This is a genomic window from Corallococcus sp. AB049A (assembly GCF_003668885.1).
In the GTDB taxonomy this organism is placed as follows: Bacteria; Myxococcota; Myxococcia; order Myxococcales; family Myxococcaceae; genus Corallococcus; species Corallococcus interemptor.
In genome coordinates this window covers 1-24,060 of sequence record NZ_RAWL01000087.1, presented here as the reverse complement: position 1 = coordinate 24,060, position 24,060 = coordinate 1, and the positions used below count along the sequence as shown (strand labels likewise).

Below are 24,060 nucleotides of genomic sequence, written 5' to 3'. Positions count from 1 at the left end.
CGTCCCGCCCGCTCACGTACGCCGCCGTGGCCCTGGTGCTGATGGGCGTGGGGGCGTACCTGACCCGCTACCTGCCGGCGCACGACACCTACGGCGGCTACTACGACGAGCCCTACGCCACGGACGACATGGGCGGCGACGACGCGGAGGAGTAGTCTTTCCGCGCATGTTCCCCCCGCCGTCCCAGGTGTTGCGCCAGCGCGAGGGGCTGCTGGCGGACACGCCCTTCCCGCTCATCCTGCACGCGCTGATGATGGAGGAGCGCACCTGCACGCTGGAGCTCAAGGTGCGCCAGCGCGAGAAGCGCATCACCTTCGAGGACGGCGCGCCGGTGGCGTGCCACTCCAACCTGCTGCACGAGACGCTGGGCAAGTACCTGGTGGAGAAGGGCCGCCTGTCGGAGGCGGACTACCAGAAGTCCCTGGCGGAGAGCGTGTCCTCGGGCATGCAGCTGGGCGGCCTGCTCGTGCAGAAGGGGCTCATCAGCCCCTTTGACCTGTACAAGCAGCTCCAGGCGAACCTGGCGCACAAGCTGCTGGACTGCTTCCGCTGGACGGAGGCGAAGTACCGCCTCATCGCGGACGTGGAGAACCCGGACGCCAGCGTGCGCGCCAACACCGCGCAGCTCATCCTCACCGGCGTCTCCACCCAGCTGCCCTTCGACACCGTCGCCACGCACTTCACCTTCACCGACGACCGCCGCTTCGGGCAGATGCCCGGCGTGGAGTCCGCCCCCAAGCTGTCCTCCAAGGACGCGCGCCTGTTCCAGGCCCTGCGCCAGCGGCCCACCTTCAACGAGCTCCTGGAGCGCACCGGCTTCGACATGGACGCCGTGCTGCGCCGGCTCTACGCGCTGTGCCTCCTGGGCGTGGCGGGCTTCGTGGAGGACGTGGACGCGCGCGCGGAGGAGCTGGCCCGCAAGGCCCCCGCCGCTCCCGTCCCAGCACCCGCGCCGGAGCCCGTCATCACGCCGGTGCCCGTGCCCTCGCAGGCCCCGTCGGGCACGCCCTTCTCGGACGAGGACGAGGCCGCGCGCAACGCGCTGGTGGGCGCGTTCCTCAACCACCGCGGGCAGGATCCGTTCGCGCTCCTGGACGTGCCGGAGGACGTGCAGCCGGTGGCGCTGCGCAAGGCGTTCCTCGCCGCCGCGGACCGCTTCTCCCCGCTGCGCTTCCAGACGGCGGACCTGAAGGAGAAGGCGGAAGGGATGCTGGCCGCGTACGCGCGGGCCTACGGCGCGCTGTCGGAGCCGGAGCAGAACGCGCTGTGGAAGAAGCGCCGGCAGGCGCAGCGGGAGAAGGCGCGCAACAGCACCGGCCGCCCCTCCACCGCGGAGCAGTTCCGCATCCGCACGGACCTGCTGGACGCCACCACCCAGTTCGACGAGGCCAAGCGGCGCCTGGAGGCGCGCAACTTCGCGGGCGCCTTCGAGTACTTCGAATACGCCTGCGACATCGACCCCCGGCCGCTGTACCAGGCCCACCGCGCCTGGGCGCGCTACCTCATGAAGCCGGAGGCGCACGGCCGGCTGGCCCTCCAGGAACTCCAGGAGCTGACGCGCCAGGAGCCCGGTCTGGAGGAGGGCTGGGCCTTCCTGGGCGACGTGGCCCGGGGCGAGGGCCAGTGGGCGCTCGCGGAGGATGCCCTGCGCAAGGCCTTCAAGTTGAACCCCAAGCAGCGCCGCTACGTGGAGCTCATCCAGGACATCGCCCGGCGGCGCTGACGGTGGGGCAGGGGACTTCCGCCCCCGTGCCCCGGCCGCCTGGACGCGACCTACTTGTTCGGCAGCGAGTTGATGTAGGACCGGTCGCTGGCGGACAGGCCCTCGTTCCGGGTCAGGTGGTAGACGGCCTGCTGCAGTTCAGGCGTCAGCTTCGTGGGGATCTTCTTGTTCTCCAGGAGCGCGAAGAGTTCCTTGAAGTCCGCGTACTGGGTCACGGGACCCTTGCGGTAGCGGGAACTCGGGCCGCTCCCACTGCGCGAGTTGTTCAGGCAGTAGAGGTACAGCAGCTTGTAGGACACCGGCTTCGCGGGCACCACGATGGACGCCCTCTGCACGAGGATGCCGTGCTGGGTGTCGGTGGTCTCCGACTCGAAGATGATGCCCGGCGGGAACTCGACGGTGATGGGCGCGCCGGTGTTGTTGCGGAAGTTCAGGCACAACTGCACCAGGTCACCGCTGCCATGCTCCTTGGGCGGCTCGGTCTCGTCCTCGTCCCGGCAGTCCTCCAACTTGAACATGTCGATGCCGGGGATGGGCTCCACCAGCTCCAGGCCCGCGGGCAGCGCGAAGGGCACCCCCTCCGGGCGCTTGTCGCTCGAAGCGAAACCGGGGCGGTTGGTGTCGCCGGTGTTCTGACCGTCGTCATCATCGTCGTCGCCGCCGTCACCCTTGTCGCTGCAGCCGCTGCATGCCGCCAGCACCAACGTCGCCATCAATCCCACGAGCCGAGTCCTGCGCCAGTTCATCCGCTACCTCCCACGGGAAGCCGTCGTCCACGCCTCGCCCCCTCCGAATCACGCGGCCCCCGTGGCGTCAAGCATCGCCGTTCTTCCGCGTTTGAAGTGTCCGCCAGTACAGGAGGCGGCCTCCACGGCACGGCCACTTGGCGGATGCCCGGCGGGTTGCGCCGGGATGGAAGCTGGCGGTAATCAGTCGGTAGAACACCTACCTCATGCGCATCCAGGGGCCGCACATGCGGGACAGACGACAATCAGGCCAGGTAGCGGTGGAGACGGCCATCGTCCTCCCACTCTTCGTGTTCCTCATCCTGGGCACGCTCCAGCTGGGCCTCATGCACCAGGCCCGCCTGATGGCGAAGTACGCCGCCTACAAGGCGGTGCGCGCGGGCGCCCTCCACAACGCGGACGTGAAGAAGATGGAGCGCGCCGCGCTGGCGGTGCTGCTGCCCATGATCAGCCGCGGCAGCGGCGGCACCGAAAGCATGATGACGGTGAACAGCGCGGCGGACTTCCAGCAGAAGTGGATGTGGCCGGAGGTGATGACGAACCGGATCACGGCCACCAACATCCCGTACGCCAAGGTCACCATCTGCGGTCCGGTGGAGGGTGACCTGGGGGGCGCCTCCGGCGAGGTGGACTTCGACAACCCGGAGAAGATCACCAGCTCCGGCGACTGGAAGGACAGCCAGCGCTCCAAGCTGCGCATCCAGCTCACGTTCAACTACCGCATGGTCATCCCGTTCGCGGACGTCGTCATCTACAACATCGCGCGCGCGAAGGAGCTGCCCTACGTCATCCGGTTGGGCAAGCAGGGAGACACCACCCGCCAGGCCTACATCGATAAAGACATGGGCGACTACGACACGGCGGCGGGTCAGAAGGTCTACGTGGTGCCCATCCGGGCCACCTACACCATGCGGATGCAGTCCAATCTCTACCTGGGCAAGAACAAGCTGCCGAAGGACAACACATGCCTCTTCTCGTTCCAGGAGTAGAAGCGGCCGCACCGCGTCCCCCGCACCGCCGCCGGCGCCGCGCCCGGGGCCAGTCCATGGTCCTGGCGTGCCTGGCCTTCCTGGTGCTGGCGCTGATGGTGATGCTGAGCTTCAACCTCAGCCACGCGCTGCGGCAGAAGATCAACCTGCAGCAGCACAGCGACACCATGGCCTACTCCATGGCCGTCCTGGAGGCGCGAGCCCTCAACTACTACGCGGTCAGCAACCGGGCCATCGCCGCCTCCTTCGTGGCGATGACCAGCATGCACGCGTACATGTCCACGGCCAGCCTGACCTACGGCATGCTCAAGGCGTCGCAGAACAACTTCTACGTCATCATGGGCATGGAGTTCCTGGAGTGCTTCGCCTGTTGGCCTCCCTGCATCCAGCACTGCAAGGACGCCATCGAAGCCATCAAGGTCGCCAACAAGTACTCCAAGAAGGCCAAGACGTACGCGGACAACATCAAGGACCTGGACGGCCCCTTCGAGGACACGACCAAGCACCTGCAGAAGCTCATCCAGGCCGTCAACGGCTCCCAGATCGCCACGCACGCCAAGGTCGTCGCGGCGGTCACCAGCGGCACCTCCAGCGGCTTGAAGGAGCTGACGGAGTGGAACGCGAAGGGCGCCTCCAACATCGCGGGCGCCGTGGGCGGCATGAACGCCAACGAGTTCAACTGCGTGGTGGATGGCATGCCGTGCATGGGCGGTGAGCCCAACGCCAAGCAGGTCGCGGTCCAGAAGACGATGACGGAGATCGCCAACGCCTCCCGCCCCGGCTGGCCGGCGACCCGCGACGCGGGGGCGCTCATCTTCCCCCTCACCCTGCACCCCACCTTCCTGCAGGAGCTGATCAGCGACATCCCCGGCGAGGGCATCCACGCCCCCATCCCCTTCATCATGAAGAGCGCGGCGAGCATCGGGAAGGGCAAGAAGGACTGGAACCCCGTGGGCGGCGTGGGCATCCAGGGCACCACCGTGGTCTCGCGCGAGGACGGTGGCGCCATGATGAACCAGTGGCGCCACGGTATCGGGCCGTACATGCCCTTCGACGCGGAGGTCTACAGCGACGAGAGCGGCGGTGGCCACAGCCCGAAGCAGGGCCACAAGGACAAGCACGAGTTCAAGCAGGTGGCCTCCAAGGCGCTGCTCTCCTGCATCCCGCAGAGCAACTGCTTCATGAAGTTCCGGGGCAACCCGAAGGCGGACGCGGACTACGGCCAGGCGCGCGTCTACAGCTACGTCACCAAGAGCCTGCGCTCGGGGAACCTCCAGCAGGCCCCCTGGGAGCTGACCTCGTCGGCGACCCTCAACTTCACGCACGGCGAGCAGGGCACCGGCACCCTGACGCTCGCGGCGGACGAGGGCGCGGCGGTGTCCAAGGCGCTCGTCTACTACCACCGGCTGGGGCAGGGCGGCTGGCAGGAGCAGCCCAACCTCTTCAACCCCTTCTGGCGCGCGAAGCTGCACCCGTTCAAGGCGGAGGAGGTGGCCAAGGTGCTGGGCGCCGCCGGCAACGCGGACGCCGCGCAGATCGCCGTGGCCAAGGACCTCGCCCTATGAACCGCTCATTCCTTTCGCGCAGGGCCCGGGGCGCGGCTTCGGTGGAGATGGCCCTGAGCATGATCGCCTTCATCCCCATCTTCCTCTACGCCCTCTTCCTGGACGACCTCCTGCGCTACGCGCTGGACGCCCAGGAGGCGGTGGTGGCGACGGTCTGGGACTACACCATCCAGGACTGGGCGATGAGCGGGGGCGGTGGGGAATACGGCAACTTCAGCCAGGTGCAGGGCTACGCGCGCCAGATGTACTGCGACCATGAATCCGGCGTGGACGACTACACGATGGATGGGGACAAGGCGCGCGACTGCCAGACGGAGGCGCACCACGAGCACGCCGCGCTGACCGCCCACCCTTGCTGGCTCAACCCGGGCGCCCAGCAGGTGGAGTGCACGGGCCCCGACAAGCAGGTGGGCCTGATGGGGATCCTCATCGAGAGTGACTTCGCGGATGAGTTCAACCACGGCGGGCTCATCAAGTGCAACGGACGCATCGGCGTGCAGAACTACATGCTGAACGAGAACACCTTCTCGGAGTTCTCCAAGAAGCCCCTCGCCAAGACCATGCAGGACAAGGGGGGCAGCGTCCACGGTCAGGCCAGTGGCAGCGACAGTACGAGCGCCTACCTGCTGCCCTGGGAGCAGATGTCCATCATCACCGACCCCTGGGCCATCAACGACGACGTGAGCATCCGCCCGGGCCAGAAGGGCGGGCTCGGCGGTGGCAGCGGCGACTTCTACAAGCGCGTGACGAACGTCTACACGAACCTCGCGAACGTCGGCTTCGGCCTCATGAGCGCCGCCGCCACCGAGTTCTTCTCCGATGCGATGAGCAACAACCTGCTCAGCCCCGCGCTCGTGGGACCCCTCGTCTCCCCGGTCTCCCTGGGCGGCTCGCTCGAGCTCGGGGACAACCCGCGCACGCCCAACGTCGCCATCAAGCCGCAGACGGGCACGGGCAACCCGTCCGAGAAGATCAAGCAGGCCGGCGACAACGAGTACTACTTCAACACCGAGTGGCGGGACTGGGACCGCAACGCGCCGGAGAAGACCTTGAAGGACCGGGGCAACAACTACATGGGCTGCAAGAACGCCGAGTCCTGCTGATGTCGTCGGAGCGTTCGAGGTGGGTGGGCCGGGCCGCGGCCCTGCTGGTGGCGGTCGCGGTGGTGGGGGCCCTCCTGGGCGTCGCCATGGAGGACGTCATCTACGGCAATGCGCCCACGGAGCTGGAGGCGGCGGAGGTCCGCGCGAACGCGGAGTTCCCCTCCCCGCCCTCGAACAAGCGCTCGCCCGCGGAGGAGGCCATCCTCGCGCGGGCGCTGGTGCACTTCCCGCCTTACCCGAACGCGACCCGCCGTCCGGAGGTGCTGGCCGCGGACTACCTGGGCCCGGACGCGCCCATCGCCGTGGCCTGGTTCACCACGAAGGACAAGCCCCGGCAGGTGCTGGAGCACTACCGGAAGCTGCTCCTGGAGAAGGGCCTGCCCGTGCTGCAGGACGACTACGGGGAGAACGGCGGCTACGTGGGCTACTGGAGCCCGGTGAGTGAAGAGGTCCGGCTGGTGTCGGTGCTGTACCAGGACGGCGAGAGCATGGTGTTCGTGTCAGCGGGGCAGGTGGCCCCGGCCATCGGCAACAAGCGGCCGCTGCCCCCCTGGCTGCCCATCCCCATGACCGTGGTGGACCCGCAGCTGCTCACCTTGCGGTTGGAGGGGTTCACCCAGTACCAGGTGGCCGGCACCTCCACGGAGGGCACGCTGGTGGAGGCGGAGTCCGCGTGGCGCGACACGCTGCGCTCCCGGGGCTGGCAGATGGGGCCGTCCTCGGAAGGGCAGGGCGAGGTGGTGGCCTTCGACGTCAGTCACGAGGGCATGCGGGGCCAGCTGAGCCTGCGCCGCCCCCAGCTGCTGCAGCCGGGCGTGGAGTTCAACCTGTCGCTGATGCAGCGAGGCAATGCCGCCCCGGAACGGGGCGAAGGGAGTCCGTGATGAAGCACTTCATGAACTGGGTCCAGGCCGCGCTGGCCTCCGCGGTGGTGCTGGCGGGGCCGGTGGCGCAGGCGGGCCTGCCCTCGTGCCTCAAGCGCTGCGAGGAGGACGCCAAGCAGTGCAAGACCATCTGCACGAAGTACGCGGGCCCCAAGGGCGCGCCCTCCTGCGCCACGGAGTGTGGCAAGGCACGCGACCAGTGCGTCAATGAGTGCCGCGATGAAGCCGCGGGCCGGGACGCGTCGCGGCGGGAGCAGAAGGAGGGGCGCGATGAAGCGCGGTGAGCCGCGTCAGCTGGCCCGGGGCCAGGCGATGGTGGAGTACAGCGTCGTGATCGCGGCGTTCTTCGGGTTCACCGTGTTCGGCTGGCCCTTCCTCGTCGCCCTCATCAACGCCCTGCACAAGTACTTCCACTCCGTCTACTACGTCATCCAGTCGCCCATCCCCTGACAGCGGGGACGGGCGGCCGGAGAGAGCAGCGCGCTGCCTTCAAGGCTTCACGGTGGTGACGAACACCGCCTTGCCGTCGTGCACCTTCATCACCACGGCCTGCTTCACCGCGTCGCGGTTGGCGTCCAGGTTGATGGTGCCCGCCACGCCCGGGAAGTCCTTCGTCGCCGCGATGGCGTCACGCAGCGCGGGGCCTGACGTATCCGGCGCGCGCTTCATCGCGTCCACCAGCAGGCGCGCGGCGTCGTACGCCAGCACCGCCACGCTGTCCGGCACGCTGCCGTAGGCGGCCTTGTACTTCTTCAGGAAGTTCTGCACGACGGGGTCCGGGTTGTCCGGCGAGTAGTGGTTGGAGAAGTAGCTGCCCTCCAGCGCGGAGCCGCCCAGCTCGTACAGCTTGTCGGAGTCCCAGCCGTCACCGCCCAGCAGCGGCACGCGCAGGCCGACTTCACGGGCCTGCCTGGCGATGATGCCCACGTCCGTGTAGTAGCCCGGGACGAACACCGCCTCCGGCTTCATGTTCTTGATGGACGTCAGCTGCGCGCGGAAGTCCGTGTCGCCCTTGGAGTAGCTCTCGTTGCCGGCGATGGTGCCGCCGAACTCCTTGAACTTCTGGTTGAAGACGTCCGCCAGCCCCACGGAGAAGGCGCTCTTGTTGTCCGTGAGCACCGCCACCTTGGACAGCTTCAGGTTCTCCCGCGCGAACTTCGCCATCACCAGGCCCTGGAACGGGTCGATGAAGCAGACGCGGAAGATGTAGTCGCCCTTCTTCGTCACCTCCGGGCTGGTGGAGGTGGGCGTAATCATGGGCACCTTCGCCGCCTGCGCCTTGTCCGCCATGGCCATGGACACGGACGACGCGGCCTCGCCCAAGAGCGCCACCACCCTGTCCTGCGCGATGAGCCGCGTGGCGGCCTGGGCGCCTTCCTCCGGCCGGCCCTGGCTGTCGTAGACGCGCACCACCAGCTTCTGGCCGCGCACGCCGCCCTCGGCGTTGGCCTCCTGCAGCGCCAGGTCGATGCCGTTGCGCGCGGAGATGCCGAAGGTGGCCTCGGAGCCGGTGAGGCTGCCCACCTCGCCAATGAGGATGGAGCCCTCCGGCGGAGGCCCCGGCGGGGCCGTGGTGGCGCTGCCTGCTTGCGTGGCGGGCGCGGGCGCGGGGGCCGGAGCGGACTTCTTCTCACAACCCACCAGGGCCAGGGCCAGCGCGGTGAGCAGGAGGGGGAGGGGACGGCGCATCGGTAGGGCTCCTCGAGGGGGAGTCAGACTCAAAAAGCGGACGGCCCCACCCTAGCCCGTTGTGGCCCGATTTGAATGTGGACTGCGGCGGTCCACATTACATAAGAGACCGTCGCGGGCATGGGGCCCGCGGACAGCCCTGAGGAGACACCCACTCATGCTCCGGATGAGCAAGATGACCGACTACGGCATCGTGCTGATGGCCGAGCTGGCGCGCGCGGACGGGGAGACCCGGACCACGCGAGAGCTGGCGGCGCGCACGCGTGTCTCGCTTCCGTCCGCGAGCAAGGTCCTGAAGGGCCTGTTGCAGGCGGGCCTGGTGGTGTCGCACCGGGGGGCGAGCGGCGGCTACGGCCTGGCGCGTCCGGCGGAGGCCATCTCCCTGGCGGAGCTGGTGTCCGCGCTGGAGGGGCCGGTGTCCCTCACGGAGTGTGGCCAGCACCAGGGCAAGCCCGCCGGGCCCTGTGAGCTGGAGTCCGTCTGTCAGGTGCGGGGCCACTGGCGGCTGATCAACCAGGCCATCCAGGAGGCGCTGGGGAAGCTGACGCTCGCGGACCTGCGCGCGCCCGCGCCCCGCATGCCGGAGCGCCTGGTGGGCCTGGGCCTGCCGGCGTCCCTCGGCGCTCCTCCTTCCGCTACGGGAGTCCGTTCATGAGCACCACCGAAACCCTCCAGGAGCTGACGCGCAAGGGCTACCAGGCCGGCTTCGTCACGCAGGTGGAGGCGGACACGCTGCCGCCCGGCCTGGACGAGGACGTCATCCGCGTCCTGTCCGCGAAGAAGAACGAGCCGGCCTTCATGCTGGAGTGGCGCCTGAAGGCGTACCGCCACTGGCTCACGCTGAAGGAGCCCTCGTGGCAGGCGGTGAAGTACCACCCCATCGACTACCAGGCCATCCGCTACTACTCGGCGCCCAAGCAGAAGCCGAAGAAGGACAGCCTGTCGGAGGTCGACCCGGAAATCCTCCGCACCTACGAGAAGCTGGGCATCCCGCTGGAGGAGCAGAAGCGCCTGCAGAACGTCGCGGTGGATGCCGTCTTCGACTCCGTGTCGGTGGCCACCACGTTCCGGGAGAAGCTCTACAAGGCGGGCGTCATCTTCTGCTCGTTCTCCGAAGCGGTGCGTGAGCACCCGGAGCTGGTGGAGCGCTACCTGGGCACGGTGGTGCCCTTCTCCGACAACTTCTTCGCGGCGCTCAACTCCGCGGTCTTCAGCGACGGCTCGTTCTGCTACGTGCCCAAGGGCGTGAAGTGCCCCATGGAGCTGTCCACGTACTTCCGCATCAACGCGGCGGACACGGGCCAGTTCGAGCGCACGCTGCTCATCGCGGACGAAGGCGCCTCCGTGAGCTACCTGGAGGGCTGCACCGCGCCCATGCGCGACACCAACCAGCTGCACGCGGCGGTGGTGGAGCTGGTGGCGCTGGACGGCGCGTCCATCAAGTACAGCACGGTGCAGAACTGGTACCCGGGCGACGCGGAAGGCAAGGGCGGCATCTACAACTTCGTCACCAAGCGCGGCATCGCGCACCAGCGCGCCAAGATTTCGTGGACGCAGGTGGAGACGGGCTCGGCGATTACGTGGAAGTACCCCAGCGTCATCCTCAAGGGGGATGACTCGGTGGGCGAGTTCTACTCGGTGGCGCTCACCAACCACCGGCAGCAGGCGGACACGGGCACGAAGATGGTGCACATCGGGAAGAACACCCGGTCCACCATCGTGTCCAAGGGCATCTCCGCGGGCCGCGGGCAGAACACGTACCGGGGCCTGGTGAAGGTGCTCAAGAGCGCGGCGAACGCACGCAACTACACGCAGTGCGATTCGCTCCTGTTGGGCGACGAGTGCGGCGCCCACACGCTGCCGTACATCGAGGTGAAGAACGCGACCGCGCAGGTGGAGCACGAGGCTTCCACGTCGAAGATTGGCGAGGACCAGCTCTTCTACTGCCGGCAGCGCGGCATCTCGCAGGAGGACGCGGTGTCGATGATCGTGAACGGCTTCTGCCGGCAGGTCTTCAAGGAGCTGCCCATGGAGTTCGCCGTGGAGGCGCAGAAGCTGCTGGGCGTGAGCCTGGAAGGGAGCGTGGGGTGATGGCGTCGCTATTGAGCATCCAGGACCTGCATGCCCGCGTGGCTGGCAAGGACATCCTCAAGGGCATCAATCTGGAAGTCGGTGCCGGTGAAGTGCACGCCATCATGGGGCCCAACGGCTCCGGCAAGAGCACGCTCGCGGGCGTGCTGGCGGGGCGTGAGACGTACGAGGTGACGAAGGGCTCCGTGCGGTTCGACGGCAAGGACCTCTTGGGCACGCCGCCGGAGGAGCGCGCGAAGGCGGGCGTGTTCCTGGGCTTCCAGTACCCGGTGGAGATTCCGGGCGTGGGCAACCTGCACTTCCTGCGCACGGCGCTCAACGCGCAGCGCCGCGCCAAGGGCGAGGAAGAGCTGGACGCGATGGACTTCCTCTCCCTGGCCAAGGAGAAGGCGAAGCTCGTGCAGCTGGACGCGGCGTTCATGAACCGCTCCGTGAACGAGGGCTTCTCCGGCGGAGAGAAGAAGCGCAACGAGATCTTCCAGATGGCGGTGCTCCAGCCCCGGCTGGCGCTGCTGGATGAGACGGACTCCGGCCTGGACATCGATGCGCTTCGCATCGTTGCGGGCGGGGTGAACGCGCTGCGCTCGAAGGACCGGGCGATGGTCGTCATCACCCACTACCAGCGGCTGCTGGACTACATCGTGCCGGACCGCGTGCACGTGATGGCGGCGGGCCGCATCGTGCGCTCGGGCGGACGCGAGCTGGCGCTGGAGCTGGAGGAGAAGGGCTACGGCTGGATTGGCGCGGAGGGGGCCGGCAAGGCGAAGGAGGCCCGGCCATGAGCGCGTCCCACTACGTGGAGGTGGCCCGGGCCTTCCAGGCCCGCGGGGACGCTCCCGCGTGGCTCCAGGCGTTTCGTGAAGAGGGCCTGAGCCGGTTCCAGGCGCGCGGCCTGCCCACGTCCAAGGACGAGGAGTGGAAGTACACGCCCGTGGCCACGCTGTCGTCGCACCCGTTCCAGCCCGTGAGCAACGTGTCCGCGGGCGACGACGTGGCGCAGGCGGTGGCGCGGCTGGCGCTGCCCGGCCCGAGGCTCGTGTTCGTGGACGGGCGCTTCGTGCCCGCGCTGTCGGTGCTCTCCGGCCTGCCTCGCGGCGTGGTGCTCAAGCCGCTGTCTCAGGCGCTGCGTGAGGACGGCGTGCTGCTCCAGGAGACGCTGGGCCAGTTCTCCCGGCCGTCCGCGCATGCCTTCACGTCGCTCAACGCGGCGCTCTTGGAAGAGGGCGCGCTGCTCACGCTCGCGCCCCGGGCCTTGAGTGAGGTTCCGGTGCAGCTGCTGTTCCTCGCGCGAGGCGGTGACGGGCCGGTGCTGGCCAGCCCGCGCATCGTCGTGGTGGCGGGCGAGGGCAGCGAGGCCACGCTGGTGGAGACGTACGCGGGCCTGGGTACAGGCGCGACGTTCACCAACGCGGTGACGGAGGTGTCGCTGGGGGACAACGCCAGCCTGCGCCACTTCAAGCTCCAGACGGAGGGCGACAGCGCGCTGCACCTGGGCGGGCTGTATTCGCGGCAGGGGCGCGACAGCCGCTTCCAGTCGCACGCGTTCTCCTTTGGCGGGCTGCTTGCGCGCAACGAAGTGCACGCGGCCTTCGCGGGCGAGGGCGGCGAGTGCGTGCTCAACGGCCTGTTCGTGGGCCGGGGCACGCAGCACCTGGACAACCGCACGGACCTGGACCACGCGGTGCCGCACTGCTCCAGCCGCGAGCTGTACAAGGGCGTGCTGGACGACCGCGCGCGCGGCACCTTCCACGGGAAGATCCGCGTGCGCGAGGACGCACAGAAGACGGACGCGTCCCAGCAGAGCCGCAACCTGCTGCTCTCCGAGGGCGCGCAGGTGGACGCGCGGCCGCAGCTGGAGATCTTCGCGGACGACGTGAAGTGCGCCCACGGCACGGCGGTGGGCCGGTTGGATGACAACGCGCTGTTCTACCTGCGCTCGCGCGGCATCCCGAAGGTGGACGCGGAGCGGATGCTGACGCAGGCGTTCGCGAGCGAGCTGGTGCGCGCGGTGCCGGAAGGGCCGGTGCGCGCGCGGGTGGAGGCGTTGCTCGCGGAGAAGCTGCCGGGGACGGCGGAGGTGATGGGATGAGCGGGCCTGGATTCGACCTGGCGCGGGTGCGCGCGGACTTCCCCATCCTCCGGCAGGAGGTGCGGGGCCGGCCGCTGGTGTACCTGGACAGCGCCGCCACGGGGCAGAAGCCGCAGGCGGTGCTGGACGCCATCACGCGCTACTACACGCACGACAACGCCAACGTGCACCGCGGCGTGCACATCCTCTCCGAGCGCGCCACGCAGGCCTTCGAGGACGCGCGCGAGACGGTGCGCCGCTTCATCCACGCCAAGGACGTGCGCGAGGTCATCTTCGTGCGCGGCACCACGGAGGCCATCAACCTGGTGGCCGCCACCTACGGCCGCAAGCACGTGGGCCCGGGTGACGAGGTGCTCATCTCCGCCATGGAGCACCACTCCAACATCGTGCCCTGGCAGATGGTGTGCGACGCGGCGGGCGCGAAGCTGCGCGTCATCCCCGTGGACGAGTCCGGCGCGCTGCGCATGGACACCGTGGACGCGCTGCTCACGGAGAAGACGCGCCTGCTGGCGATTACGCACGTGTCCAACGCGCTGGGCTCCGTCAATCCCATCAAGGAGCTGGTGGCCAAGGCGCACGCCAGGAACATCCCGGTGCTGGTGGACGGGGCGCAGTCGGTGACGCACTTCCCGGTGGACGTGCAGGACCTGGGCTGTGACTTCTACGCCTTCAGCGGGCACAAGCTCTTCGGGCCCACGGGCATCGGCGTGCTGTACGGCAAGCTGGCCATGCTGGAGTCGCTGCCGCCGTACCAGGGCGGCGGGGACATGATCCTCTCCGTGACGATGGAGAAGACCGTCTACAACCGCGTGCCGCACCGCTTCGAGGCGGGCACGCCGGACATGGCGGGCGCGGTGGGGCTGGCCGCGGCCATCCGCTACCTGGAGTCCGTGGGCATGCAGAACGTGTCCCAGCACGACCAGTGGCTGCTCGCGTACGCGACGCAGGCGCTCCAGGCCGTGCCGGGGCTGAAGCTCATTGGCACGGCGCCGCACAAGACGGGCGTGCTGTCGTTCACGCTGGAGGACGTCCACCCGCACGACGTGGGGACCATCCTGGACCAGGAGGGCATCTGCATCCGCACCGGGCACCACTGCGCCCAGCCGCTGATGCAGCGCTTCGGGGTGGCGGCCACGGCGCGCGCGTCGCTGGCGCTCTACAACACGCCGGAGGACGTGGACGCGCTGGTGAAGGGCTTGAACAAGGTGAGGGAGGTGTTCGCGTGAGCTCGGACCTCAAGGACCTGTACCAGGAGGTGGTGCTGGAGCACTCCAAGCGCCCGCGCAACTTCCGGGTGGTGGAGGGCGCCACCTGCGCGGCGGAGGGCTACAACCCGCTGTGCGGCGACCAGCTCTCCGTGACGCTCAAGCTGGAGGACGGCGTCATCCGCGACATCGGCTTCCAGGGCCAGGGGTGCGCCATCTCCAAGGCGTCCGCGTCGCTGATGACGGGCGCGGTGAAGGACAAGACGCGGGAAGAGGCCCAGGCGCTCTTCGAGCGCGTGCACACGCTGGTGACGGAAGGCCCGGACAAGGTGGACGTGGAGTCCCTGGGCAAGCTCGCGGTGCTGTCGGGCGTGAGCGAGTTCCCGGCCCGGGTGAAGTGCGCGAGCCTGGCGTGGCACACGCTGAACGCGGCGCTGGATGGCCGCTCCACGTCGGTGTCGACGGAGTAGGGAGGGGTCATGCGAGGCGCGATGACGGTCATCGAGCGCGACGTGGACGCGATGCTCATCCCCAGCGGGGACAAGGTGTTGCTGCCGGCGGGCTCGGAGTTGACGGTGGTGCAGACGCTGGGCGGCAACGTCACCGTGCAGGACCCGTACGGCCAGCTGTTCCGCATCGACCAGAAGAACGCGGACGTGCTGGGCGAGGAGTACGCCGCCAAGGAGAAGCCGGCGGAGGAGTCCGTCACGCCCGGCGAGTTTCACGAGGAACAGGTCTGGGAGCAGCTGCGCACGGTCTACGACCCGGAGATCCCGGTGAACATCGTGGAGCTGGGCCTGGTGTACGCGTGCAAGGCCACGCCGCTGGACGAAGGCGGCCAGCGCGTGGACATCGAGATGACGCTCACGGCGCCCGGCTGCGGCATGGGCCAGGTGCTGGTGGAGGACGTGCGCTCCAAGGTGTCCGCGCTCCCCGGCGTGAAGGAAGCGAACGTGGAGCTGGTCTGGGAGCCGCAGTGGGACCAGAGCCGCATGACGGACGTCGCGCGGCTCCAGCTGGGCTGGATGTGAGCTAGGCCAGCGCCTTCCGGCCGCGTGCGACCAGGCCCAGCGTGGCCGCTGCGGCCAGGCCTCCCGCGAGCCACCGGGGCCAGCGCGGCGCGGCTTCCGCCGGGGTGCGGCGCTCGATGGCGGGCGACATGCGCTCCGCGAGCAGCTCCACCATGGCGTGCTCGAAGGCGAGCAGGTCGTGCGGCCCCCGGCTGGACACCCAGTTGCCGTCGCGCACCACGGGCTCGTCCGTCCAGTGCGCGCCCGCGTTCTCCATGTCGTTGCGGATGCCCGGCCAGGACGTCAGGTGACGGCCCTCCAGCAGCCCCGCCGACGCGAGCAGCCACGGCCCGTGGCAGATGACCGCGATGGGCATGTCCAGCAGGTCCGCGTCCTTCACGAAGTCCAGCGCCAGGGCGCTCTGCCTGAGGAAGTCCGGGTTCATGAAGCCGCCGGGCAACAGCAGCGCGTCGAAGTCCGCGGCCTTCACGTCGCGCAGCGTGGCGTCCACGCGCACCTTGCGGCCGGGTACCAGCAGGTTCATGCCCCGGATGCGGCCCTTGTGGAGGGAGACGATGGTGACGTGCGCGCCCTCGCGTTCCAGGCGCTTCACCGGCCGCGTCAGCTCCACCTGCTCGAAGCCATCCGCCGCCAGCACGGCCACCCGCATCCCCTTCAGCTTCTTCATTGCCCCGTCCTCCCGATGTCCAGCCCTGCCCTACAACCCGAACCTGCACGGTGCACATGCCCTTCCGGGAGGGGAAGCAGAGGGCAGGCGGGCAGGCAGGCGCTTGGGGTGACGCCCTCCGGAGGCGTGGTGCGGCGCGGCACGCGGCGGCGCTGGACGCCCCTGGGGAACAGCTTTACGAAAGGGTTTCCCTTCTGGAGGCGCACGGCATGTCCCCCTCGTTCCCTTCCCGGCTGCACCGCGGCCTGCTGGCGAGCACCGCGCTGCTCCTGGCCCCGCTGGGCTGCGCCACGTCGTCGCAGGCGGGCGCCGCGCGTGACGAGGCCGCCCTGCGCACGGACGAGGCCCCGCGCGTGAAGCCCAGGTGGGGCCTGGTCATCCACGGCGGCGCGGGCGTCATCTCGCGTGAGAACCTGACCCCGGAGCGCGAGGCCGCGATGCGCGCCGCGCTCACGCAGGCGCTCCAGGCGGGGCACGCGGTGCTGGCGAAGGGCGGACGCAGCATGGACGCCGTGACGGCGGCCATCCGCGTGATGGAGGACTCGCCGTACTTCAACGCCGGCAAGGGCGCGGTGTTCAACCACGACGGCGTGAACGAGCTGGACGCGGCCGTGATGGACGGCAAGACGCGCATGGCCGGCGCGGTGGCGGGCGTCCACCACATCCAGAACCCCATCGACCTGGCGCGCCTGGTGATGGAGAAGTCGCCGCACGTGATGATGGTGGGCGACGGCGCGGAGGCCTTCGCCCAGTCCCAGGGCATGCCCCTGGTGGACGCGAAGTACTTCTACACGGAGGAGCGCTGGCAGGGCCTCCAGCGCGCGCTGGAGCAGGAGAAGGCGAAGGAGGCTCCCCCCGCGGGCTCATCGCTGACGCCGGGCGTGGACCCCATCACGGGGGACCACAAGTTCGGCACGGTAGGCGCTGTCGCGTTGGACATGGAGGGCAACCTCGCGGCGGGCACATCCACGGGCGGAATGACGAACAAGCGCTTCGGCCGGGTGGGGGACGCGCCCATCATCGGCGCGGGCACCTACGCGGATGAGCGCTGCGCGGTCTCCGCCACGGGCCACGGCGAGTTCTTCATCCGCTACACGGTGGCGCGCGACATCTGCGCCCGCGTCGAGTACCAGGAGCTCCCGCTGCCGGAGGCCGCCAACCACGTCATCAACGACGTGCTGGTGAAGGCCGGCGGTGAGGGCGGCGTCATCGCCATGGACCGGCAGGGCCACGTGGCCACGCCCTTCAACTCCAGCGGCATGTACCGCGGCTACATCGGCGAGGACGGCACGTCCACCGTCGCCATCTTCCAGCAGCCCTAGGCAGGCGGCCGAGCCCGGCTCCGCGCACCACTGACGTGATGCGCGGCGGCCGCGCGGGGACTACTGCTTCACGAGGAACAGCTCGCGCACCTGGAGCAGGTCCACGTCACCGGCGAAGGCGGAGAACTTCTCGTACTCCGCCGGGGAGACGCGGGCGCGGGGCAGGCTGAAGGTCTCCGCGATGCTGAGCGTGCGCCCGTCCTGCTTCTCCGTCCGGGTGTAGTGGCCGAACTGGCTGTCCACCTTCAGGCCCGCCTGCGGGTCGCTGAGCTTCCAGCCCTGGGGCAGGGTGACGGAGACGTGGGTGCGGCTGGCCTCCGTGTCGTCGATGTAGAGCGGCGTGGTGCGCGTGGACAGTTGCACGTAGCGCCGGCCCAGCAGGGCGGGGAAGGTGAGGGGGGCCAGCGCCATGCGGCTGTCGCCCTCCATGCGCCCGAAGCGCGGCACGGTGAACGCGTAGCGCAGCACGAAGGGCGCGCCCACGGCCTCCTGGCGCTCCAGCTTCACGGAGGACAGCTCCGCGCCGCCGAAGTAGCGCGACACCGCGCCCTGGAGCGCCTGGTTGCGGCTCTCCGCGGAGAGCTGCTCGAAGGCCTCGGCGATTTGGGCGGCCTCGAAGCCGGAGTAGGTCTCCTCGCCCTGGCCCTTGAGGCTGCCGTCGGCGCCCAGCTCCAGGGTGAGCTTCACGTCCTTGCCCGCGCGCGGCTTGAGCGCCGGCGTCTTCACCTTCTGCAGGGGCTTGCCCGGCTCCGGCAGCAGGTACGCCTCGCGCTCGCCCATGGCGGCCTCCGGCAGTTCACCGAAGGGGCCGAAGCGCACGGACGTGTCCAGCCACACCGGCTCTTCTCCCGGCACCTCCACGCGCAGCGCCGCGTAGGGCAACAGCGCGTCCGCCGGGAAGAGGTAGGGCGCGGGGTCCGTGTTGAAGGTGCGGATGGCCGCGATGCGCGACGGGATGCCCAGCGTCTCCAGGCCCGCCTTCATCACGGTGAGCCGGCTGCCGCGGTCCTGCGCCACGGTGGAGGCCGCGGACTGCGCGAGGCTCGCGTCGCGGCCGGAGAAGCGCTTCATCACCGCCGCGTGCAGCGCCTTCACCGCCTCCAGCCCCTTCTTGCCCTCGGTGGCCTGGCGCGCGAACGCCTCTACCTCGGAGGTGCGGATCCACCGGTCCTGGAACGCGTCGCCATACACGCGCGCCAGGCCGTCGTTGCCCGTCTCGCCCGCGCCCACCATCACGAAGGGCAGGTACTCATTGCCAGAGGGCGGCGCGTCCGGCTCCGGGATGAACGGCGGCACGCGGCGCGCGTCGTAGTGGAAGACCTCCGCGTCGCCCTTCACCTCCGGCGGCGGCGCCTTCATGCCGTGCGCGTCCACCTTCATGCCGCTGCCCTTGGGGGCCACGACGGTGTACGTGCTCCACGCGTTCGGCTGGTTGGCGATCTGGAAGTAGAACGCGGACGCGGTGAAGCCCGGCTGCGCGGGGCCGCGGTCGCTCTCCGGCAAGAGGTACTCCACCTCCACGGAGTCACCGACCTGCACGCCCGGCAGGCTCATGGTGTCCTTGCCCTCGATGTTCTCCGGCTCCAGCACGCGGCCGTCCTTCTTGAGCGTGCGCAGGGCCAGCACCTGGGCGCCGCGGGGGATGTTCACCTCCGCGATCTCCTGCACGCCGGACTGCTCCAGCGCCTTCTGGATGGTGTGGATGCGGTTGACGAGCGAGCCGTCCGGGAAGACCTGCACCGCCGCCGCGTCCAGCACGTACGCCGCCGCGCTGCCGCCGGTGACGGGCGCGGCCTCGTAGGCCTTCAGCGCTTCCTTGCCGTCGATGGCGTACGCCGCCAGGACCTCCTTGCCCGTCTTCGCGCGCTCCACCGCGCGGCGCAGCGCCAGGTCCGTGCCGTCCAGCTTGAGCGCCTGCTCGCGCAGCTTCAGCGCCTCCGCGTTCTGGCCCGCGTACTCGCGCACGTCCGCCAGCCGCTTGAGGATTTCGGCGTTGCGCGGCCACACGGCGGCCTGCGCCTGGAGCACCTTCGCCGCGTCGTCGTAACGGCGCTGGCTCACGTAGACGCCGGAGAGCGCCGCGGCGGTGGTGAGGTTGTCCGGGTCCTGCGACAGCAGCTGCGCGTAGCCCTTCGCCGCGCCGTCCAGGTCGCCGCGCGTGCGCAGGTGGTCCACCCGCCGCGCCTCCGCGCCGGGGCAGCCCTCCTGGGCCTTCACCAGGTCGTCCGTGCGGGCCACCGCGTCGCGGCGGCGGGCCAGCGAGTACTGCAACCCCAGCGCCTCGCACAGGCCCGGCTGGGCCTCCAGCGCGGAGGCCAGGGCGACCTCCGCCTGCGCGTCCACGTCCAGCGCCAGCGCGGCGCGGGCCATCAGGATGTGCACCGGGAAGCCCGCGGGCTTCACCGCGTCGCGCGCCGTCTTGAGCGTGTCCAGCGCGGTGGCCGGCTGGCCGTCATCCAGGAAGAGGTCCGCGCGCAACAGCAGCGCCTGCACGTTGCCCGGGTCCTTGGCCAGCGCCGCCTCCAGGTCGCGCGTGGCCCGGCCTCGCGCCACCTTGGACGGGATGGCGCGGTCCTGCGCGGCCTGCTCCGCGCGCAGGGTGAGCAGCGCGGGCGTCGCCGCCTCCAGCTTCGCCATCAGCCGCTGGGTGCCGTCCAGGTCGCGCGACAGGCCGTCGCGCACCGCGAGGAAGGTGCTCAGCGTCCCACCGGCCTCGCCCTGGAGCGCCTGGGCCAGGTCCTCCGCGCCCGGGTACATGTCCGGGGCCTCCACGTCGCCGGGGGCGCTCGCGTTCCAGCGCGGCGCGGGCCCGGTGGCGGCGGTGAGGCGCACGCCGGAGGCGCTTCCATCCGCCTTCACCAGCGCGAAGGACATGCCGCCCTGGGTGTTGTCGCGGGACATCTTCACCACGAAGCGGTGCTTGCCGGCGGGCAGCTCCAGCGCGCGCACGGTCACCGTGGACGCGGTGCGCGCCCAGTCGCGGCGCTCCAGCACGGGCGCGCCGTCCATCAGCACGCGGTGCGACGTCTGGCTCACCGTGCGCAGCACGTACACGCCGGCCTGCGCCACCTCCGCGTCGATGCCCAGCGCGTACATGTCCCCGTGGCCGGGCTCGCCGCCCAGGTCCAGCCGGCCGTCCGGCGAGCGCACCGTGCGCACCGCCAGCGGGCCGTACGCGCCCGTGAAGGGGCCCGCGAAGGAGCCGTCCTTCTCCGGCGCGATGGGCTCGTCGATGGACAGGACGTGGAAGGGCGAGAAGGGCCCCACCAGCGTGGCCTCGCTCGCGCCGCCCAGATCCTTGAGCGTCAGCGCCTGCGCGGCCGTGTCCGCGCGCAGGCTGGCCACGGACAGGCGCGCGGCGCGCAGCAGGTAGGCCGTCTCACCCCGGGCACCCCCGGCGAGTCCCGCGTCCACGCCCTTGAGGATGGCGTCGTCCTCCGCGCGGGACGTGCCCACGCGGTCCAGCACGTAGCGCGCGGCGATGACGGCCACCGGGTGCTGGGGGGCGCGCCTCACCAGCTCCAACGACGCGGCGAGCGCGCGGTCGGACTGGCCGTTGCGGCGGGCGAGCAGCGCCTGCCCCTCCAGGGCGTACGGGTCGCCCGGGTCCTTCTTCACGGCGGCGTCGAAGCGCTCCTGCGCGAGCTTCACGTCACCCGCGACGAGGTACGCGTGGAAGCCCGCGAACGCGAGCGTGCGCGCCTCCGCGTCCCCCTGGCCGGCCCGCTCTGCGGCGGACTCGAGCACGTGGGGCGCGACGACGGAGGAGGGCCGGGGGCAGCCGGTGAGCCCGGCGACGAGTGCGAGCGCGGTCAGGCCGCGGCGGAAGGTGCGCATAGGGGAGCCGAGGGATAATGCAATCCCCCCGGAGAGGCCATATTCCCCTTGCGGTGGTTGTTCGTCGCCGACCCCGCCCGGTCCCCTAGCGGCGCTTCGGGGCGGGCTTGGCGGGAGCCGCCTTGACCGGCGGGCGCTTGACCGGGGGCGGCGGCGGCGCGGGCTTCTTGGCCACCACCGCCTTCGCCGGCACCGTGTTGGCGGCCACCGTGCGGGGCGGCTGCTGCGGGACGGCGACCACCGGCGTGGTGGGGCCTTCCGTCACGGGCGCGGGCTTGTCCACCGTGTAGGTGAGCCCTTCCACGGTGCAGGTGCCCTCGATGCAGCCGATGGCCGGCACCGGGGGCTCACCGAAGTGGGCCTGCCAGTCCGGGCCCAGGTTCAGCGGCTCCGCGATGGGGCGCTGATCCTTCCCCTGGCCGACGAAGGCCTGCATCACGCCGTCCTCGGTGACGAACAGCTCCAGCCGCACGTCGCCCTCCGGGGACGCGAGGCCCAGCATGGCGCCGCCGCGCTCGCCCAGGGACCACTCCAGGGTCAGCGGCGCGCCCGCGCCGTGGTGCACGAGCGTGACGAAGCGGCCGTCCCGGCCCATCAGCCCCAGCGAGGCCACCGGCTCCGGCGGCGGGCCGTCCCAGAGCTCCTTCAGGCGGCGCTTCCACGTGGCCGGCGGCGCTTCAGCGCGCACGCGGGCGGTCAGCCGGGCCACGCCACCCACCATGCCCAGCACGTCCACGCGCGCGCGGCCGACGTGCGACTCTTTCTTCTCCTCGTCCACGGGAGGGAAGACGAGGGCCTTGTTCTCGAAGTTCAGCGTGCGGCCGGCCACCAGCATCTGGGGCAGGTCTGGACCGTCGCCCATGGTCACGCGGCGCTTGTCCGGGGTGACGTCCTCCACCCGGCCCGGGCCGTTGCGGGGCGCGTCCCGCAGCTCGTCGGACATGATGGCCTTGCCGGCCAGCGGCGGCTGGACGCGCACCTGCCCGCTGCGGTTGTACGCCACGCCCAGCACGCCCACGGCGGCCAGCACCGTCACCCCCGCGGCCGTCTGCGCCGTCACGCGCGCGGCGCGGCGCATGGACGCCTTCGCCCGCTGCCAGCGCGTCAGGCGCAGGGGCGGCATGGACAGCAGGCTGCCGGGGACCAGCGGCTCCAGGTCCGCGATGAGCGCCGTCACCGACGGATAGCGCTCGTCCGGATCCGGCTTGAGGCACCGCATCACGATGGCGTCCACGCGCGGGTCCAGGCCCGGGCGCTTTCGCGACGGCGGATCGAAGGTGCCCAGCGGCACCTCGCCGGTGAAGGTCTCGTAGAGGATGACGCCCAGGGAGAAGATGTCCGCCCGCGCGTCCGCGCTCTTCGCGTCCACGCGCTGCTCGGGCGCCATGTACGAGATGGTCCCCATGGACACGTGCGTGGACGTCAGCGCGAAGCGCGACGCCGCGGACGCGTCATCCAGGAAGGACGCCAGCCCGAAGTCGGACACCTTCGCGATGCCGCCGGCCTGCTGATCCAGCAGGATGTTCTCCGGCTTCAGGTCGCGGTGGATGACGCCCCGGCCGTGCGCGTACTCGATGGCCCGGCAGATCTCGAGCATCCGGCGCAGGAGCACCGGCGTCTCCATGGACGGGCTGCGCATGAGCTCGCGCAGGGACGGCCCGTCCACGAACTCCATCACCAGGTAGTAGGTGGTGTCCGTCTTCCCCTTGTCGACGATGGAGACGACGTGGGGATGGCTCAGCGTCGCCAGCGCCGCCGCTTCCTTCTGGAAGCGCGCGATGAACGACGGATCCTTGGCCAGCTCCGGGTTCAGCAGCTTCACCGCGACCGTGCGGCCGAGCGACAGCTGGGTGGCCTTGTGGACCTCTCCCATGCCGCCCGCTCCGACGAGCTTCTCCAAGCGGTAGCCGCTGATGAGATCAGGTGGCCGGGAACGACTGATGGCGGTGGGCTCGAACGAGGACATGGGCGGGGAACAGGGCGGCGAGGCTAGCAGAAACGGGCCGCCGCGTTATTGCTCCCCAGCTGCCCTTTGTGCCCCCTCCCGCCCGCTGGGTGGGCGGGCGGCCATGACCCGGGTGAACCCTCCGGGCGTGAACGACAGGTGGGCTCAGGTGTCCCCGGCGACGGGGCGCAGCACGCTGGTGAGGTTCGTGCGCACCTGGGACAGCGAGGAGCGCATGTTCGCGTGCCGCACGGACGCACCCACGGCGCGCGCCAGCGACTTGAGCAGCGAAATCTCCTCCGGGCGCCAGATGCGGGCCTTCTGGCAGTCCTCGAACGCCACGAACCCCCACCACTGCTTGGCCGGGACGATGGGGCACAGCAGCACGGACTGCACGCCCTGGCGCTCCAGCAGCTCGCGCATCATCGGCGGCGCGTCCTTGGTGACACAGGAGACCGCCATCTGCGCCTCCAGCATGTCCATCCACGCCATGGCGTAGTCGCGCAGGGGCAGCGAGCGCAGCACCGGGTGCGCCAGCGGGGACACCACGCCCGGCTCCGCCCACGCGTAGCGCAGGTCCGTGAGGAACCGGCCCGCCAGGTTCGTGGTGCGGTTCTCGAAAAGGCACGCGCGGTCCACCTTCAGCGGGCGGGCCACCATGCCCAGCGCATCCGTACCCGTGGCCGGGCACAGGCCCTTGTCCAGGAGCAACCGCGAAGCTTCGGACACCTTCGTGAACGCTTCCACCATGACCGTCTCGCTTGAAGGGGGGGAGGGGGGCACCCCTTCCTGTCGTGGATGCATCGGCATCCACACATGTCCTGTTATGCGCGATTCCTCTGTTCCTGTCAAATGGTGGTTTTACTGGAAACCCAAGGGGAGGAGCGCCGGGGGTGGGTCCCGAAAACGCGAACAGGGGCGCCCTCGTGAAGAGAGCGCCCCTGCCGGGCACCACGTCCTGTTGCGTCCCTTGGAGGCGAAACAGGTCGCGAGTGAAGAGAGGGTTCAGCCCTCGGTCTTCGTCTCGGTGGTGGTCTTCTTCTCGGTCTTGGTCTTCGTGCCCTTCTTGGTGGCCTTGCCCTCGGTCTTGGTCTCGGTCTTGGTCTCGGCCTTCATCTCACCCTGCGCGGCGGGGGCGGCGGCCTCGGTCTTCGCCTCGGCGGCGGGAGCCGGC

General features: G+C 70.1%; 21 protein-coding genes. 15 read left to right on the top strand and 6 right to left on the bottom strand.

Going from position 1 to position 24,060, the window contains the following annotated elements:
- The first annotated feature begins 166 nt into the window (after positions 1-166).
- Positions 167-1,723, top strand: a complete 1,557-nt coding sequence (locus D7X55_RS12430; RefSeq protein WP_120548255.1) for a DUF4388 domain-containing protein — start codon at positions 167-169, stop codon at positions 1,721-1,723.
- A gap of 50 nt (positions 1,724-1,773) precedes the next feature.
- On the opposite strand, the gene D7X55_RS12425 is transcribed toward D7X55_RS12430, so the two are convergent.
- A complete protein-coding gene (locus D7X55_RS12425; protein ID WP_147470092.1) occupies positions 1,774-2,469 on the bottom strand; it encodes a hypothetical protein in 696 nt (231 codons plus the stop codon).
- 227 nt (positions 2,470-2,696) lie between these two features.
- On the opposite strand from D7X55_RS12425, the gene D7X55_RS12420 reads away from it, so the two are divergent.
- The 6 genes from D7X55_RS12420 to D7X55_RS12395 are packed head-to-tail and all read left to right on the top strand — an operon-like array spanning position 2,697 to position 7,460.
- On the top strand, positions 2,697-3,458 hold the full coding sequence (locus D7X55_RS12420) for a TadE/TadG family type IV pilus assembly protein (protein ID WP_120548298.1): 762 nt from the start codon (positions 2,697-2,699) through the stop codon (positions 3,456-3,458).
- A gap of 56 nt (positions 3,459-3,514) precedes the next feature.
- A complete protein-coding gene (locus tag D7X55_RS12415; protein WP_233609813.1) occupies positions 3,515-5,023 on the top strand; it encodes a hypothetical protein in 1,509 nt (502 codons plus the stop codon).
- On the top strand, positions 5,020-6,126 hold the full coding sequence (locus D7X55_RS12410) for a hypothetical protein (RefSeq protein ID WP_147470091.1): 1,107 nt from the start codon (positions 5,020-5,022) through the stop codon (positions 6,124-6,126). The genes D7X55_RS12415 and D7X55_RS12410 overlap by 4 nt, the downstream gene beginning before the upstream one ends.
- Entirely contained in the window at positions 6,126-7,010 is an 885-nt protein-coding gene (locus D7X55_RS12405) for a hypothetical protein (RefSeq protein WP_120548259.1), read from the top strand. Before D7X55_RS12410 ends, D7X55_RS12405 begins: the two co-directional genes overlap by 1 nt.
- A complete protein-coding gene (locus tag D7X55_RS43320; RefSeq protein ID WP_158626361.1) occupies positions 7,010-7,294 on the top strand; it encodes a hypothetical protein in 285 nt (94 codons plus the stop codon). Before D7X55_RS12405 ends, D7X55_RS43320 begins: the two co-directional genes overlap by 1 nt.
- Positions 7,281-7,460: a hypothetical protein gene (locus tag D7X55_RS12395; protein ID WP_120548260.1), complete on the top strand. Its 180-nt coding sequence runs from the start codon at positions 7,281-7,283 to the stop codon at positions 7,458-7,460. The genes D7X55_RS43320 and D7X55_RS12395 overlap by 14 nt, the downstream gene beginning before the upstream one ends.
- Positions 7,461-7,499: 39 nt before the next feature.
- On the opposite strand, the gene D7X55_RS12390 is transcribed toward D7X55_RS12395, so the two are convergent.
- Positions 7,500-8,699: an ABC transporter substrate-binding protein gene (locus D7X55_RS12390; RefSeq protein ID WP_120548261.1), complete on the bottom strand. Its 1,200-nt coding sequence runs from the start codon at positions 8,697-8,699 to the stop codon at positions 7,500-7,502.
- A gap of 157 nt (positions 8,700-8,856) precedes the next feature.
- On the opposite strand from D7X55_RS12390, the gene D7X55_RS12385 reads away from it, so the two are divergent.
- Genes D7X55_RS12385 through sufT form a run of 7 tightly spaced genes read left to right on the top strand, consistent with a single transcriptional unit; the run spans position 8,857 to position 15,115 of the window.
- Complete coding sequence (locus D7X55_RS12385; protein WP_120548262.1) at positions 8,857-9,354, top strand: SUF system Fe-S cluster assembly regulator; 498 nt, start codon at positions 8,857-8,859, stop codon at positions 9,352-9,354.
- Entirely contained in the window at positions 9,351-10,790 is a 1,440-nt protein-coding gene (sufB, locus tag D7X55_RS12380; RefSeq protein WP_120548263.1) for a Fe-S cluster assembly protein SufB, read from the top strand. The genes D7X55_RS12385 and sufB overlap by 4 nt, the downstream gene beginning before the upstream one ends.
- The gene (gene sufC / locus D7X55_RS12375) at positions 10,790-11,572 is read left to right on the top strand and encodes a Fe-S cluster assembly ATPase SufC (RefSeq protein ID WP_121723171.1); all 783 of its coding nucleotides are present in this window, start codon (positions 10,790-10,792) and stop codon (positions 11,570-11,572) included. Before sufB ends, sufC begins: the two co-directional genes overlap by 1 nt.
- Positions 11,569-12,879: a Fe-S cluster assembly protein SufD gene (gene sufD / locus D7X55_RS12370; RefSeq protein ID WP_121723170.1), complete on the top strand. Its 1,311-nt coding sequence runs from the start codon at positions 11,569-11,571 to the stop codon at positions 12,877-12,879. Before sufC ends, sufD begins: the two co-directional genes overlap by 4 nt.
- The gene (locus D7X55_RS12365; protein WP_121723169.1) at positions 12,876-14,105 is read left to right on the top strand and encodes a cysteine desulfurase; all 1,230 of its coding nucleotides are present in this window, start codon (positions 12,876-12,878) and stop codon (positions 14,103-14,105) included. The genes sufD and D7X55_RS12365 overlap by 4 nt, the downstream gene beginning before the upstream one ends.
- A complete protein-coding gene (sufU, locus tag D7X55_RS12360; protein WP_014393962.1) occupies positions 14,102-14,554 on the top strand; it encodes a Fe-S cluster assembly sulfur transfer protein SufU in 453 nt (150 codons plus the stop codon). The genes D7X55_RS12365 and sufU overlap by 4 nt, the downstream gene beginning before the upstream one ends.
- A gap of 9 nt (positions 14,555-14,563) precedes the next feature.
- Complete coding sequence (gene sufT / locus D7X55_RS12355) at positions 14,564-15,115, top strand: putative Fe-S cluster assembly protein SufT (RefSeq protein WP_121723168.1); 552 nt, start codon at positions 14,564-14,566, stop codon at positions 15,113-15,115.
- A gap of 1 nt (position 15,116) precedes the next feature.
- Here sufT and D7X55_RS12350 read toward each other — a convergent pair whose 3' ends face one another.
- Positions 15,117-15,782: a type 1 glutamine amidotransferase domain-containing protein gene (locus D7X55_RS12350; protein WP_121723167.1), complete on the bottom strand. Its 666-nt coding sequence runs from the start codon at positions 15,780-15,782 to the stop codon at positions 15,117-15,119.
- Between the two features lie 209 nt (positions 15,783-15,991).
- Here D7X55_RS12350 and D7X55_RS12345 point away from each other — a divergent pair, with 209 nt between their 5' ends.
- A complete protein-coding gene (locus D7X55_RS12345; RefSeq protein ID WP_121723166.1) occupies positions 15,992-17,104 on the top strand; it encodes an isoaspartyl peptidase/L-asparaginase family protein in 1,113 nt (370 codons plus the stop codon).
- A 60-nt stretch (positions 17,105-17,164) separates the two neighbouring features.
- Here the strand turns inward: D7X55_RS12345 and D7X55_RS12340 are convergent, their stop codons facing one another.
- The 3 genes from D7X55_RS12340 to D7X55_RS12330 form a co-directional block, all read right to left on the bottom strand.
- Positions 17,165-20,941, bottom strand: coding sequence for a tetratricopeptide repeat protein (locus D7X55_RS12340; RefSeq protein WP_120548270.1), 3,777 nt, complete (start codon positions 20,939-20,941; stop codon positions 17,165-17,167).
- 85 nt (positions 20,942-21,026) lie between these two features.
- Positions 21,027-22,907 (bottom strand): serine/threonine-protein kinase, encoded by a 1,881-nt coding sequence (locus tag D7X55_RS12335; RefSeq protein ID WP_121723165.1) that lies wholly within the window; start codon positions 22,905-22,907, stop codon positions 21,027-21,029.
- Between the two features lie 144 nt (positions 22,908-23,051).
- Entirely contained in the window at positions 23,052-23,636 is a 585-nt protein-coding gene (locus D7X55_RS12330) for a GAF domain-containing protein (RefSeq protein ID WP_120548272.1), read from the bottom strand.
- Positions 23,637-24,060: the final 424 nt, after the last annotated feature.

Bases quoted from the DNA above. Each gene is read 5' to 3' on its own strand.
- D7X55_RS12430 (WP_120548255.1), top strand. From the start codon at position 167: ATGTTCCCCCCGCCGTCCCAGGTGTTGCGCCAGCGCGAGGGGCTGCTG.
- D7X55_RS12425 (WP_147470092.1), bottom strand. From the start codon at position 2,469: ATGAACTGGCGCAGGACTCGGCTCGTGGGATTGATGGCGACGTTGGTG.
- D7X55_RS12420 (WP_120548298.1), top strand. From the start codon at position 2,697: ATGCGGGACAGACGACAATCAGGCCAGGTAGCGGTGGAGACGGCCATC.
- D7X55_RS12415 (WP_233609813.1), top strand. From the start codon at position 3,515: ATGGTCCTGGCGTGCCTGGCCTTCCTGGTGCTGGCGCTGATGGTGATG.
- D7X55_RS12410 (WP_147470091.1), top strand. From the start codon at position 5,020: ATGAACCGCTCATTCCTTTCGCGCAGGGCCCGGGGCGCGGCTTCGGTG.
- D7X55_RS12405 (WP_120548259.1), top strand. From the start codon at position 6,126: ATGTCGTCGGAGCGTTCGAGGTGGGTGGGCCGGGCCGCGGCCCTGCTG.
- D7X55_RS43320 (WP_158626361.1), top strand. From the start codon at position 7,010: ATGAAGCACTTCATGAACTGGGTCCAGGCCGCGCTGGCCTCCGCGGTG.
- D7X55_RS12395 (WP_120548260.1), top strand. From the start codon at position 7,281: ATGAAGCGCGGTGAGCCGCGTCAGCTGGCCCGGGGCCAGGCGATGGTG.
- D7X55_RS12390 (WP_120548261.1), bottom strand. From the start codon at position 8,699: ATGCGCCGTCCCCTCCCCCTCCTGCTCACCGCGCTGGCCCTGGCCCTG.
- D7X55_RS12385 (WP_120548262.1), top strand. From the start codon at position 8,857: ATGCTCCGGATGAGCAAGATGACCGACTACGGCATCGTGCTGATGGCC.
- sufB (WP_120548263.1), top strand. From the start codon at position 9,351: ATGAGCACCACCGAAACCCTCCAGGAGCTGACGCGCAAGGGCTACCAG.
- sufC (WP_121723171.1), top strand. From the start codon at position 10,790: ATGGCGTCGCTATTGAGCATCCAGGACCTGCATGCCCGCGTGGCTGGC.
- sufD (WP_121723170.1), top strand. From the start codon at position 11,569: ATGAGCGCGTCCCACTACGTGGAGGTGGCCCGGGCCTTCCAGGCCCGC.
- D7X55_RS12365 (WP_121723169.1), top strand. From the start codon at position 12,876: ATGAGCGGGCCTGGATTCGACCTGGCGCGGGTGCGCGCGGACTTCCCC.
- sufT (WP_121723168.1), top strand. From the start codon at position 14,564: ATGCGAGGCGCGATGACGGTCATCGAGCGCGACGTGGACGCGATGCTC.
- D7X55_RS12350 (WP_121723167.1), bottom strand. From the start codon at position 15,782: ATGAAGAAGCTGAAGGGGATGCGGGTGGCCGTGCTGGCGGCGGATGGC.
- D7X55_RS12345 (WP_121723166.1), top strand. From the start codon at position 15,992: ATGTCCCCCTCGTTCCCTTCCCGGCTGCACCGCGGCCTGCTGGCGAGC.
- D7X55_RS12340 (WP_120548270.1), bottom strand. From the start codon at position 20,941: ATGCGCACCTTCCGCCGCGGCCTGACCGCGCTCGCACTCGTCGCCGGG.
- D7X55_RS12335 (WP_121723165.1), bottom strand. From the start codon at position 22,907: ATGTCCTCGTTCGAGCCCACCGCCATCAGTCGTTCCCGGCCACCTGAT.
- D7X55_RS12330 (WP_120548272.1), bottom strand. From the start codon at position 23,636: ATGGTGGAAGCGTTCACGAAGGTGTCCGAAGCTTCGCGGTTGCTCCTG.